Source organism: Actinoplanes sp. NPDC024001 (genome assembly GCF_040638955.1).
Classification (GTDB): Bacteria; Actinomycetota; Actinomycetes; order Mycobacteriales; family Micromonosporaceae; genus Actinoplanes.
In genome coordinates this window covers 1-12,511 of the sequence record NZ_JBEZZB010000026.1, presented here as the reverse complement: position 1 = coordinate 12,511, position 12,511 = coordinate 1, and the positions used below count along the sequence as shown (strand labels likewise).

Here is a 12,511-nt window from a genome sequence, read left to right as displayed (position 1 = left end):
CCAGCGTCGTGTTACGGCGTCGGATGCTTGGCGAGGACCTCGCGGAGCCGGTCGATGAAGCGCAGCGATTCGTCGTGGTCGCGCTGCCACACGTTACGGCCGAAGATCAGACCGGTGGCGCCCGCCGCCATGGACTCCTGCGCCTTGTCGAGCATCGCCTCGTCGTCGGCTCGGCCGCCGCCGGAGATCAGCACGAGGGTACGGTTGGCGGCACGAACCACCGCGTCGATCGCGTCCTGGCTGCTGTACTCGCCCGCGTATGGTGCGGGCACGCCGGCGCGCTTCTCCGGGTGCGGGAAGTTCACCTTCACCACGTCGGCGCCGAGCTCGCTGGCGACGCGAGCCGCGTAGTGCACCGCGTAGAACGAGTCCTTCCCGCCTTTGGCGTCGACGGCCTCACCGCGCGGGTACGCCCACACGATCAGCGGCATCCCGAACCGCCGGGCATCTTGGCGCACACGATGGAACTGGGTGAAGTCGGCCTCGTGGGCGGGGGTGCCAACGTAGAGGGTGTAGCCCACCGCATCAGCGCCGAGACGTACCGCGTCCTCGACGGTGGCGTGCAGCGGAGACAGAGCGTGGTGGTCGGAGGGGATGTCGGTCTTGCCGTTGAGCTTGAGCACGAGCGGTACCTCGCCGGCGAAGTCCCAGTAGAACTTCTCAGCGAGGCCGATCTGGACCGCGATCCCGTTGAAGCCGCCCTCGACGGCGAGGCGGACGATGTAACGGGGGTCGGCGGAGTCCGGGTTGTCGAAGAAGTCTCGCGGACCATGCTCGAGGCCCTGGTCATAGGGCAGGAACAGCGCGGTGCCGTTACGCAGCCCGTGCTGGTACAGAATTCGTTGCAGCCTGGCTCGCTTGCCGGTGCTCAGGCCACAGTCGGACAACCGCAGCCGGGTCATCATGGTGGCTCTCCTTCCTCGGTCCTGCAGGTGCGGACCGGTGGATATCCCACCGTCCAGCCTTTCGCGCCGGGTCGTCCCGCCACAGGGCCGGAGGTCCCCACCGCAGACACGGTGTTTCGCGCCTGGTGCCTGCGGGCCGGGACCTCCGGCTGGTGAACGGGTCCTCCAGCACTGTGCGGATCGTGCCGCGCGCGGTGACATGGAGGTACGGGCGCCGGCAGCGTCGCCGGCGCCCGCACACTGTGCGTTGTGTGTGGTCCGGGGGCATGAACCGATGCGCCCGTGTCGCTGCTGGCCGATGCCGCGCCGACCCGAGCTGATCGCCGACGGCTGAACCGGACCGGCTGCCGCGGACAGGGAGGAGGACGCCATGACAATTCCGTCGATCACCGGTCCAGAGCCACCGGTCGGCCCGTCGCCATCGGCCGCGCCGGATCGGCAACTGCGCCGCAGCCACACCGACCGGGTTCTCGGTGGTGTGTGCGGCGGCCTCGGCCGCTACTTCGGCGTCGACCCGGTGCTGCTGCGCATCGCCGCGGTGGCGCTGGCGCTGGCGACCGGGGTGGCGGCGCTCGCCTACATCATCGCCTGGATCGCCATCCCGGAGGACAGTGGCGAGTTGTCGTCCGGTGTGTCACCTTCCTCCTCCGGGACCCTGTCCTGGTACGTCGGCCTGGTGCTGATCACGCTCGGCGGGGTGCTACTGCTGCGCCTTGCGATGCCGTGGTTCGACGTGAGCCTGGCCTGGCCGCTGCTGATCATCGTGACCGGAATCATCGTTCTCATCTCCGCTACCCGCCGGAGGTCCTGATGACCGAGGTTCAAGCCTCCGTGGAGGCACCCCAGAGGGCCGGTCCGCATTGGGGCCGCCTGGTCGTCGGTCTGTTCATCGCCGTCGCCGGCGTCGCGTGGCTGTTGGACGGGCTCGGAGTGCCGGTGCCCTGGCGGGCCTTGCCGGCCGCCGGGCTGATCGTGGTGGGCCTGGTCATGGTGGGTCTGCGGCGTGTCCCGGGCGCACTGGCCGGCCTGGGTGCGGTGCTGCTGGTTGCCGCGACGTTGGCGACGCTGCCGGTGCAGCGTTACGTGGGCCCGATCGGGGAGCGCACCGTCGCCCCGGCTGTGACCGATTGGCCGGTCGACACCGCGATCAGCGTCGGCAACCTCCACGTGGACCTCACCGGCCGGGCGTTGCCGGCCGGCGGTCGGATGGACGTGTCCGTCGGGGTCGGCGAACTCGCCATCACAGTGCCGTCCGGCGCTGCGGTGGGCATCGTCGCCACGGTCGGCGCTGGTGAGATCAAGGTCGACGGCCGGTCGGTGGGCAATGGCCCTGACTCGCGATGGAGCGAGGCGGCCGGTTGGCCGGGGGCGGTCCGGTTGGACGCCCGTGTGGGTACCGGAGTGATCGAGGTGTGGCATGAGTGACCGGACGGAGCGTCCCGTCGTGGCCGTCGCGCTCGGACTCGCCTGTGTCGCGGTCGGGTCAGCCTTGCTGGCTGCAGCCCTGGACGTGTGGCGGCTGTCACTTGTCTGGGCCGTGCCCGTAACGCTGATAGCTGCCGGCGTGGCGATGTTGCTCACCGGCAGACACGGTCCGGGCAGCGGGAAGCAGACGACGACATGACGGCCGTGGTCAGCGATCGGCTCTGGGTCACCTGGGTGGCGACCGTGTCCGCCGCCGAGGTCGCCGGCTTCCTCGCGCCCGCGGTCGTCGGCGCGCTCACCGCCCGCTCGACCGCCACGGTGACGGTGCCCGCCCTCCTCGCTGCCGGTGCGGTCGAGGGGACGCTACTCGGCTGGGGGCAGGCCACAGTACTGCGGCGGGAGCTGAGCGATTTCCCTCGGCGACGCTGGATTGTGCGCACCGCGGCTGCGGCAGTTCTCGCGTACGCCATCGGTGTCCTGCCTTCGGCGTTCGCCGATACCTGGCAGAACTGGCCGATCGCCGCGCAGGTGGCGGCGGCCTTGCTGCTCGGCCTGGTCTTGCTGAACTCGATCGGGGTGGCGCAGTGGACGGTACTGCGCCACCTGCTCCCGCACCCCGGACGGTGGGTCTGGTTCAGCGCGGCCGCCTGGCTGGCCGGGCTGACGGTCTTCCTGATCTTCACGATGCCGCTGTGGCAACCCGGTCAGGCGCTTGCCGTGACGGTCGCGGTCGGTGTGGCGGGTGCGCTGCTGATGGCGGTCACCATGGCCTCGGTCACCGGCGTGGCCGTCGTGCGCTTGCTGCGGTTGCTGCCGCCGGAGCCGGGCCGGGGCCGGGTCAACGGGCCAGAACCTCTTCGAAGCCCTCGTGCAGGCAGCTGATCAGCTTGTCCGGGTCGGCGACGGCAGTGCCGTCGATGGTCACTGCGACGCAGCAGACACCCGCGTGCGCGACCATCGCTGCCGTCACAGCGCTGCCTGGCAGCGGCCCGAATAGGTAGATGCGCTCCACCAGCGCGCCGGCCAGCCGGGTACGGTGCGGCGAACCGGGCAGGTAGGAGGCGTACAGGTCGGCGGTGGCCAGGATCCGGCCGGTCGCGGCGACCACTGCGGACGGCAGGCGGTTGAGGACCGGAAGGACGGAGGGCAGCACCTCCAGCGCCGGTTCGACGCCCAGCGACAACGTGATGCCGTGGACGGCTGCGATCCGCTCCTGCGGGTCTGCTTTCGCGAGCGGTGCCGCAAACGTAGCGACGGTCCGGTGGCCGCCGACCGGCATGCTCGTCGGTATCGCGTCCAGGTCGACGCCGTGGATTTCGTGGTAGCGGCGCATACCGCCCAGCAGCGCGGCGACGTAGGCGTCCCCGACGCAGCCGCCGACTGCCCGGGCTGCCGTCTCGAGGTCGGTGAGCCGGCATTCCAGTACGCGGTAGCGCCATGACGAGCCGGTGCGGCCGCCGAACAACGGCGAGCCGGATGCGGTCAGCGGCGCCGCGGCGCGGCGCATGGACGCAACCAGGTGCAGCGCGTTGACGGCGGCGGCCTGGGGGTGGGCCAGCGCCGTGGTTCCGGCGGTGAGCAGTTGTGCGGCGGACCGGCGATTCGGTCGCGGCTGCGGCGGTGGTCCCGGCGACAGCAGCCGCAGGACGACTGCCGCATCGGCCAGCGACCGATGCACCTTGAGCAGGTACGCCGCCTTGCCGTCCGGCAGGCCTTCGACGAGGGTTGCCTCCCACAGCGGGCGGTTGCGGTCGAACGGCGCCATCGCGGCCTGCTGGGCGAACTTGAGCAGCTCAGGCATCCGGCCCGGGGCGGGCAACCGCACCCGGCGCAGGTGGTAGGCGAGGTCGAAATGCGGGTCGGTCGCCCACTGCGGTGGTCCGACCGGCACAGCAGGCTCCCGTACGCGGGCCCGCGTGTGGGGCAGCAGCCTGGTCGCTCGCTCGTGTACGGCGTACCACCGAGCCTGGTCCGGGACCCTGTCCAGGATCAGCAGCAGGGTCTGCGTCGCTGAGCGCTGTGGGTGCCGTTCGCTGCGCCACAGGAGGGCTTCGCCCTCGGTCATCGTGGTCATGGTGCCTCCTCATGGATCACGTGGCCGGCATCGGCTGATCCCGGCCAGTTCTGCAGGGTGTCGACGAACTTGTGCCGCATCTCGGCGATCCGCCCGTCGAGGCCGGCGGCGGTCCAGCCGTCGGTGGTGACGGGTTCAAGCACGGCGACCTCGACCGTGCCGGGGTTGACCACCATCGAGCGGCGCCACGCCAGTTCGCCGGTGTTGCGCAGCACGATGGGCACGATTGGCACCCCGGCCTGCATGGCGATGTGAAACGCTCCTTTCTTGAAGCGTCCCAGGGTGGGTGTGGGCATCCGGGTGCCCTCGGGCAGGATGAGGATCGAGGTGCCGTCGCGGAGCCGGCGGACGACTCCGTCGAGGGTCTTGCGGGCGGCGGCCGGGTTGGCCCGGTCGATCCAGACCGGGTCGAGCAGCGTACCGATGATCATCATTCGTGGGTCGAAGCGGGCTTCTTTCTTGGCCACCGCGGTGAAGTCCCGTCGAAGCAGTGCGCCGAGCACCAGCACATCGAGAGTGCTCTGATGATTGGCGATGAACACCGCAGGGCGGGTCTTGCCGAGGATGTCGGCGCCGACCACGTCAAGCTTCACGCCGGCCAATGCCAGCCCGGCCTCGGCGGACAGGGCGATGCCGGTGTTCATCCCGCGGCGGCGGTCGCCGGTGAGCAGGCCGTAGGCGACACCAGCGGTCAGACCGGCGTTGACGCCCAGCAGCGCGGCGAGGGTGCCGAGGTAGGCGCGCGGCCCGGGAGTGCGAGCCTCACGCAGCGTCAGCACGGGCCAGCCGTACTCGTCGGCGGCGCGGCGCAGCACCGGGTGCGGGTTGAGCGCGCAGGGCCGGCCGACCGAGCCGAGGAATGCGATGTCTTCCCACCCGTTGGCGTAGCCGAAGCTCTGCCTCAGATCGACGCCGTGGTTGCGGGCGAAAGCCCGCACTGCCGCGGCTTTCGGCTCGCCCCAGAGCATGCCGGTGGTGCTGCGCCCGGTGAGGACACCGTCCTGCTCCTCGAGTTCGGTGCAGATCAGGTGCGGGATGCCCAGGTCGCGGGCCACCGGCTCGACCTGCATGCGCGTCGCGGAGGAGGCCACCGCTACGGTGTGACCGCGCCGTAGGTGAGCCTGGACGATGTCGCGGGCCTGCGGCCGTATCCACCTGGCGGTCTCCTTGGCGAACAGCCGATCGGCCGCGGTAGTCACGGCGCCGGCCCGGCGGCCGCGCAGCGCCCTGAAGCCGATCTTGCCGAGGTTGCCCGGGCTGCCGCCGAGCAGGCCGTTGTCGATCGCTGCGACGACGATGCGAGCCAGATCCGCCGGGCCGATGTGGCCACCGAGAACTTCGTTCTGGCAGGCGGCGCCGGCGGTGAAGCCGTGCAGCAGCGTCCCGTCCAGGTCGAAGAACGCGCCGATGTGTGCCCCGGCGGGCGTGTCGTCGATTGCCTCGACGACCCGGCCCGGGGTGACGTTCACGGCCGGTCCCGGGATGCCAGCGCCGCGATCGCGTTGATCCGGCGTACCGTCGCGTCGATCTCCGCGTGGAAGTCCGCGCGCCGCTTGCCCAGTTCGGGTAGGCCGGGGGTGACGAGGTCGCGGTGCCGGGCCAGGAGTAGCGCCGGCTTGAACAGTTCCAGCGAGACGGATTCCTCGCTGGCCAGGCGCTTCTGCATGGCCCACTGCCGGCCCACGCGCAGGCATTCGTCGAGGAAACGCTGCTCGTCGAACGGCTCATCGTCCGGCCACACGGTCAGCCGGTCGGCTACGACGTGGTAGGCGTCCAGGAAGGGCCGCAGCACCAGATGCGCCACCAGCAGCGGACTGCGCTCGAGCCAGCGCTCGGCGTCGGCCGCGGTGAAGTCGTGCACCCCACCGGCCTGGCTCGGGTCGGCGATCGCGAGCTCGGCGGTCATCTCCTCGGCGAACTCCCGGCGGGACGGGAAGAAGAAGTCGAATTTGAGTAACTCGCGTAGCCGCAGAGTCTCCCGGTGCGCAGTGTGCAGTCCGCTGTCGCCGCCCTCGGCCGCGGCCAGCAGCCCGAGTTCGCCGATCGCCCGATCGACGAGCATGTGGACGGCGGTGTTGCGATAGAACGCCGCGACCAGGTGCTGACCTGGAGTGATCCGCCAGACCGTCTCGGTGCCGCCGTCGTAGCCGGTGAGCACGCCCGAACGGACGAGATCGTCGAGGGTGCGGCGGATGGTGGCCCGGTCGGTGAGGCTGGCCGCGCCGGCCACCGGCCGCCCGCGGTGGCCGATGTAGGCGGCGAGTGGGGCGATGGTGGCCAGCACCTCGTTCAGGGTTTCCGCTCGGTCGGCGGCGAGCAGGGCCAGGCACACCACGGCAGTGGTCGTCACCGGTGTGGCCTGGTTGATCCGGTGGCAGGTCTCCAGGGCGATCCGCTCCACCACGTGTGGCTCCGCCGGATCGTCGTTGCGCAGCTCGGCGAGGCGATCACGCAACGGGATCGGCTCGCCGAACTCCAGGTAGGCCCGGCCGAACCGCTGCCGCTGTGCCCAGCCGAAGTGCCACAGCCAGCGCAGGTCCTCCGGCTGTTTGCGGGCGCCCCGGGCCTCGTCGGTCATCCGTGCGACCTCGTGCAGCTGCTCGTACACGATGGAGACCGGCACGATCAGAGCCTGAGCGTGGGTGTCGGTGTCGAGCGCGTCGATGACGTAGCGCAGGATGCCGTACGTCGGTGGCCGCAGCTTGCCGGTACGGGTGCGCCCGCCCTCGATCGACCAGCACAGGTTGCGCCGGTTACGGATCATCCGGGCCAGGTAACTGCGCAGCGCGAACCGGTAGACCGGAAGGTCGGCTGTCGAGCGGCGCACGTAGACGAACCCGGACCGGCGCAGCAGGTGATTGAACGGGAACACGTCGAGGTTCGCGCCGGCCAGCACGAACGACGGCGAGACGCCGTGGGACAGCGCCGCCGGCACGGTCACCCCGTCCAGGTAGGAGCGGTGCGAGAACGGGAACAGCAGGGTCTGCTTGCGGTCCAGCGCCTGCAGGCGGCGGATCTGCTCGGGGTCGAGCACGAGGTCGTGCGCCCGGGCCAGCCAATGACTGAACCGTTCCCAGTCCCGCACGGCACGCCGGGTGTGGGTGGCGCCCATCTCGCGTAGATATCCGGCTGCCTCGACGCGTACCTCCAGCGGCTCGCGGTCGAGCGAGCCGGCCAGTTCGTTCACCTGCCCGGCGAAAGCGGCGTCCGCCAACAGCTCGGCCACCTCAGGGGTGTCGGTGGGCAGCCGGCCCGTCGGCTCGTCACGAACGCCGAGGCGCTGCAGTACGCGGCGGGTACCGACCCGGTCCAGCAGACTGCGGAGCGCACGGTCGGGGAATGCGGCATTCATGGCCACCTCGCAGGTGGAAGTCATGCAGGTGTTGCCGGTCCTTGTTCTCATCGTTCGGCCGCGTCCGAGCCGCGGTCAACGGCCGAAAGACCCGGGATCGGTGGAGATTGGTCCGTCCGTCCACGGTGCGGGGCCCGCCGGTTGCGGTAGACAGAGACATGGACCTGGTGCATCCGGTGCCACCGCCCCGGCGACCGGCAGAACAACTGGAGCCGGTCATCGGCGCGGCCCGCTACGCCCGCCTCCGTTCGGCCGCGAACGAGTTCAAAGCCGCTTTCGGCGACCGCACCGTCTGGAACGTCAACTCGACCGCTGCCGGCGGTGGTGTCGCGGAGATGTTGCAGGTGCTGGTGGGCTACGTCGAGGATCTCGGCATCGCGATCCGGTGGCTGGTGATCCACGGTGACGCGGACTTCTTCGCCGTGACGAAACGACTGCACAACGGCATCCATGGGTACGGCGACGCGGCGGCGATCGATCCCGCGGAGGCCGACCACTACCGCAGTGTGCTGCTGGCCAATGCGGCGGAACTGCGGCAGCTCGTCCGGCCCGGCGACATCGTGCTGCTGCACGATCCGCAGACCGCCGGTCTGGCCGGGCCGCTGGCCGATGCCGGTGCCCTGGTCGTCTGGCGGTCCCACATCGGCGCGGACACGGCCAGCGAAGCCTCCGAAGCGGCCTGGGAGTTCCTGCGCCCGCACGTGAGCGCGGCACACGCGTGGGTGTTCTCCCGCCGCTCGTACGTGCCGGCCTGGCTCGACAGCTCACGGGTGTGGATCATCCCGCCGTCGATCGACCCGTTCTCGGCGAAGAATCAGGAGATGGACTCGGGCACCGCGCACGCCATCCTGGCGACGATCGGTCTGATCGACGGCAAAGCCGGTTCGGCGGGCCGGTTCGTGCGCCGCGACGGAATCCTCGGCGAGGTGACCCGCCCGGCCTCGGTGATCGCCGACGACCTTCCCGGCCCCGGTGACGATGTGCTGGTGCAGGTGTCGCGCTGGGACCGGCTCAAGGACATGGCCGGGGTGATGCACGGCTTCGCCCGGTACGTCGCCAGCCGGCGCGACTGCCATCTGAGCCTGGTGGGTCCCGCGGTGACCGACGTTGCCGACGACCCGGAGGGAGCCGTGGTCTACCGCGAATGCCTGGCGCAGTGGCGGACTCTACCGGCACCGGCACGGTCGCGGATCATGCTGGTGACACTGCCTCTGGACGACGTCGAGGAGAACGCTGCCATGGTCAACGCGGTGCAGCGGCACGCGAGCATCGTGACGCAGAAGAGCCTCGCCGAGGGCTTCGGGCTGACGGTCGCCGAGGCCATGTGGAAGGGCCGCCCGGTGATCGGATCCGCGGTCGGCGGCATCAACGACCAGATCGCTCCCGGCACGGGGGTTCTGCTACCCGAGCCGGCGGATCTGCGCGGATTCGGTCTCGCGGTCCGCGAACTGCTCGACGACCCGCCGCGGCGCAACCGTCTGGGTGAGTCCGCGCACGCATACGTGCGGCAGAACTTCGTCGGCGACTTCCATTTGCTGCGCTACGCTGCGCTGTTCTCCGCGCTGCGTGCGGGGGATGGCCAGCGCTGACAGGCCACAGGTCCGACTTGGGGCGTCTCCTCGACGCTGGGTGGACTTCCGGCCCTGTCCGCGACGCGGCGTCGGCGTAACAGTAAGGGTAGATGCGTCTGCGGTCGTGTCGTGGCCGCGACGTGTGACTCGCTCGGAAGGGAGCTGCGATGACGACAACATCGGGCGTCCCGGCCGTTGACCCGTCTGGCGAGCTGCGCCAGGCGGCGGTCGAGAAGCTGCGCAAACGGCGTGAGCTGCAGGTCCACCTGCTGGCCTACGCCCTGGTGAACTTCTTCCTCATCGTCATCTGGTGGCTGACCAGCCCTGGTGGCTTCTTCTGGCCGATGTTCCCGCTGTTCGGGTGGGGGATCGGCATCGTGTTCCACGCCTGGGACGTGCTGATCGGCTCGGAGCCGTCCGAGGAAGCCATCCGCGCCGAGATGCAGCGGCTCGGGCGCCCCTGAATCGGGCCGACATCGGGAGCTGTGAACGAGGGGGAGTCGTGGCGAGTCGGCAGGGACTGCTCAGCGCCGAGGACGCACTCAACCTCACCGTCGAGGCGCCCGGTACGCCGATCAACGTGGCGGCGGTGGCGATCCTCGACGGTGAGGCGCTGCTCGACGGCGCCGGGCGGCTGCGTGCAGCCGAGATCCGTGCCGATGTCGCCGCCCGCCTTCCTGCCGTGCCGCGGCTGCGTCAGATGCCGCGGTTTCCTGGACTGTTCGGCGGGCGGCCCAGGTGGATCGCCGCGCCGGGATTCCGGATCGAGGAACACGTCCGGGTGGCCGAGCTCGCGGAGCCCGGCGACGAGGACGCGCTGCTGCGCCTGACCGCACGGCTGATCACGCGGCCGCTCGACCGTTCCCGGCCGCTGTGGCGGATGTGGCTGGTGCCCGGCCTGTCCGGAGGGCGGGTCGGCCTGGTCTTCGTGCTGCACCACGTCGTCGCCGACGGCATCGCGGCGATCCAGCTGATCACCTCCCTGCTCGGCACTCCGCTGCCGGGCGCTGCGCCACCGTCACCGCCGCGATCACCGGCGCTCGGCCACAGCCGTCGTGGGGCGCCGGCCGGGCTGCGGATGCTCGTCCGTTCCTGGCGAGCGCCGCGCACGTCGCTGAACACACCGGTGGGTCCGCACCGGCGCCTGGCCGTCCTGCACTTCGACCTCGCCGCGATGAAGGAGACCGCCCACCGCTACGGCGGCACAGTGAACGACGTCGTTCTCGCCCTCGCCGCCGGCGGGGTCCGTGCGCTGCTCCACAGCCGTGGAGTCCCGCTGGAAGCGCTGTGCGTCACCGCCTCGGTCGCGGTCTCCCTGCGTACGCGCGGCACGCCTGCGCAGGCCGGTAACCGGACCGGTGGTTTCCTGGTCCGGCTGCCGGTCGCCGAGCCTGATCCGGCCGCGCGGCTGCACCACCTTGCCGTGATGACCGCCGACGCGAAGCGCGAACAGTCGGCCACCGCGGGGAACGCGATCCTGGTCGCTCTGGCCCGGCTGAGAGTGGCTCGGTGGTTGAGCCGCCACCAGCACCTGACCCAGGTCATGGAGAGCAACATGGCCGGGCCGCCGGTACCCGTGACGATGCTGGGCGCGCCGGTGCTGGACGTCGCGGCGGTCGGCAACCTCGCCGGTAACGTGGCGCTCTCGGTCGTGGCGTTCTCCTACGCCGGGCGGCTCAACGTCACTGTTCACGTCGATGCCGGCGCCTTTCCCGACCTGCCGGTCCTGCTCGTCGGGATCAGGCACGACTGGGAGATTCTCGCCGCGGCCGGCGCGTAACCGTCGGACTGCTCGCGACCGCTTGGCCGCCTCCAGACGGTCGCCTTTACTGCACGGTGCACGACGGTCTCACCGCGCTCGCCCGGGCCGACATCGAGCTGCGGTGACTGGCAGGCCGAGGTGACCTGCGCAGTTCCACGGTTGCGACGGCGGCGGCGGTCGCGGCGACGTTGGCCGGGTCGTCGGTCAGGCCGCAGACCCGGACGTTAGGGCCGAACGCACCTACCTGAGTGGGCCGCAACAGGACGAGGCTGAAGCCGCAGCGATGTCCGGGAAGGAGCCTGATGATGAGAGTTCTGACGGCGATAGCCGCGGGAGGCTTGGCGGCGGCAGGCCTGGCGCTGTCACCACCGGCACGCCGCCGGTATCTGAATTGGGGCGCCACGCCACAGGAGGTGGCCGGCCAGATGCCCGGCGACGACCTGTTGCCCGAGGCCGCTCTGCTGTCGACCCGCGCGATCATGATTAATGCTCAACCGTCGGCGGTGTGGCCCTGGCTGGTGCAGATGGGCAGCGGCCGAGGCGGGGCCTACACGTACGACTGGATCGAGAACCTTTTCGGACTGGACATGCACAGCGCCGACGAGATCCTGCCCCAGTTCCAGCACCTTGCCGTCGGTGACGTCCTGCCGTTGGGCTCGACTGGTCCGAACATGCGGGTGGAGATCTGCCGACCGCAGCACACCCTCGCGATCCGATCGACCGACGGCGCCTGGGTGTGGATCTTCGAGCTGCGTCCGGATCAACACGGAACACGGCTGATCAGCCGCAACCGGATCAGCCCACCCGGCGCCGGCCGAGTCACCCGGATGCTCTACGACGTGCTGATGTCACCCGGCAGCCTGGTCATGGAACGCCGGATGCTGCGCGGCATCAAACAGCGCGGCGAACGGCTCCAGCGCTCCGCGGATGCTGTACCCGCCTGAGGAACCCGGGACCAAAGGCCTACCGATGCCCAACGGCTGCTGTGCCGGTTGGGCGACGTGCCCCTATGGTCGGCCCCAACGGCTGCGACAACGACCCGGCTACCACGACGAGCTCGCCCGCTGGACCGGAGATCGCGTACGCAACGATGGTGTTCGGCTGCGGGCGGCCGAGCCTTGGGATGCGCTGGAAACCGTGCCGATGCGCGACTTCACCGAGGCGTCAGCCCAGCTGCGGGCCGGCGAGGCGTTCGAGCCGTACCCGACGATCCTGGTCCTTGCCACCGAGGGCCGGGGCCTGGATTGGGTGCGCGCGGGGCAGGCCCCTGCAGCGGGTACTTCTCACCGGCACGTGGCAGGACTTGGCGACCACACCGATTAGTACTGCTACGGCGGATCACTACTTCGAGTAGTTCTGGATCGTTTCCCGGACGTGGTCACGGTTGAGCAGGTGCAGGGTTGGGACGAGGCGTTCGGGGAG

The 12,511-nt window shown here is 70.4% G+C and carries 11 protein-coding genes; 7 read left to right on the top strand and 4 right to left on the bottom strand.

Annotated features, from left to right (window positions below; genetic code table 11):
- Positions 1-11: 11 nt before the first annotated feature.
- A complete protein-coding gene (locus AB0F81_RS12865) occupies positions 12-905 on the bottom strand; it encodes a fructose-bisphosphate aldolase (RefSeq protein WP_360195500.1) in 894 nt (297 codons plus the stop codon).
- 370 nt (positions 906-1,275) lie between these two features.
- On the opposite strand from AB0F81_RS12865, the gene AB0F81_RS12860 reads away from it, so the two are divergent.
- The 3 genes from AB0F81_RS12860 to AB0F81_RS12850 all read left to right on the top strand — a co-directional run bounded on the left by AB0F81_RS12860 (position 1,276) and on the right by AB0F81_RS12850 (position 3,212).
- Positions 1,276-1,716 carry a PspC domain-containing protein gene (locus AB0F81_RS12860; protein ID WP_360195497.1) on the top strand — a complete coding sequence of 147 codons (441 nt, stop codon included), beginning with the start codon at positions 1,276-1,278 and terminating at the stop codon, positions 1,714-1,716.
- Entirely contained in the window at positions 1,716-2,330 is a 615-nt protein-coding gene (locus AB0F81_RS12855; RefSeq protein ID WP_360195494.1) for a hypothetical protein, read from the top strand. The genes AB0F81_RS12860 and AB0F81_RS12855 overlap by 1 nt, the downstream gene beginning before the upstream one ends.
- Before the next feature lie 243 nt (positions 2,331-2,573).
- On the top strand, positions 2,574-3,212 hold the full coding sequence (locus AB0F81_RS12850; RefSeq protein ID WP_360195491.1) for a hypothetical protein: 639 nt from the start codon (positions 2,574-2,576) through the stop codon (positions 3,210-3,212).
- Here the strand turns inward: AB0F81_RS12850 and AB0F81_RS12845 are convergent.
- Genes AB0F81_RS12845 through AB0F81_RS12835 form a run of 3 tightly spaced genes read right to left on the bottom strand, consistent with a single transcriptional unit; the run spans position 3,169 to position 7,756 of the window.
- The gene (locus tag AB0F81_RS12845; protein WP_360195488.1) at positions 3,169-4,404 is read right to left on the bottom strand and encodes a wax ester/triacylglycerol synthase domain-containing protein; all 1,236 of its coding nucleotides are present in this window, start codon (positions 4,402-4,404) and stop codon (positions 3,169-3,171) included. The two genes, AB0F81_RS12850 and AB0F81_RS12845, sit on opposite strands and share 44 nt — an antisense overlap.
- Positions 4,401-5,873, bottom strand: coding sequence for an HAD-IB family hydrolase (locus AB0F81_RS12840; RefSeq protein WP_360195485.1), 1,473 nt, complete (start codon positions 5,871-5,873; stop codon positions 4,401-4,403). Before AB0F81_RS12840 ends, AB0F81_RS12845 begins: the two co-directional genes overlap by 4 nt.
- A complete protein-coding gene (locus AB0F81_RS12835; protein WP_360195482.1) occupies positions 5,870-7,756 on the bottom strand; it encodes a lysophospholipid acyltransferase in 1,887 nt (628 codons plus the stop codon). Before AB0F81_RS12835 ends, AB0F81_RS12840 begins: the two co-directional genes overlap by 4 nt.
- A gap of 158 nt (positions 7,757-7,914) precedes the next feature.
- On the opposite strand from AB0F81_RS12835, the gene AB0F81_RS12830 reads away from it, so the two are divergent.
- The 4 genes from AB0F81_RS12830 to AB0F81_RS12815 all read left to right on the top strand — a co-directional run bounded on the left by AB0F81_RS12830 (position 7,915) and on the right by AB0F81_RS12815 (position 12,033).
- On the top strand, positions 7,915-9,345 hold the full coding sequence (locus AB0F81_RS12830) for a glycosyltransferase (RefSeq protein ID WP_360195480.1): 1,431 nt from the start codon (positions 7,915-7,917) through the stop codon (positions 9,343-9,345).
- A gap of 149 nt (positions 9,346-9,494) precedes the next feature.
- Positions 9,495-9,791, top strand: coding sequence for a 2TM domain-containing protein (locus AB0F81_RS12825; protein ID WP_360195477.1), 297 nt, complete (start codon positions 9,495-9,497; stop codon positions 9,789-9,791).
- Positions 9,792-9,829: 38 nt separating this feature from the next.
- A complete protein-coding gene (locus tag AB0F81_RS12820) occupies positions 9,830-11,107 on the top strand; it encodes a wax ester/triacylglycerol synthase domain-containing protein (RefSeq protein WP_360195474.1) in 1,278 nt (425 codons plus the stop codon).
- 287 nt (positions 11,108-11,394) lie between these two features.
- On the top strand, positions 11,395-12,033 hold the full coding sequence (locus AB0F81_RS12815; RefSeq protein ID WP_360195471.1) for an SRPBCC family protein: 639 nt from the start codon (positions 11,395-11,397) through the stop codon (positions 12,031-12,033).
- Positions 12,034-12,511 lie beyond the last annotated feature (478 nt).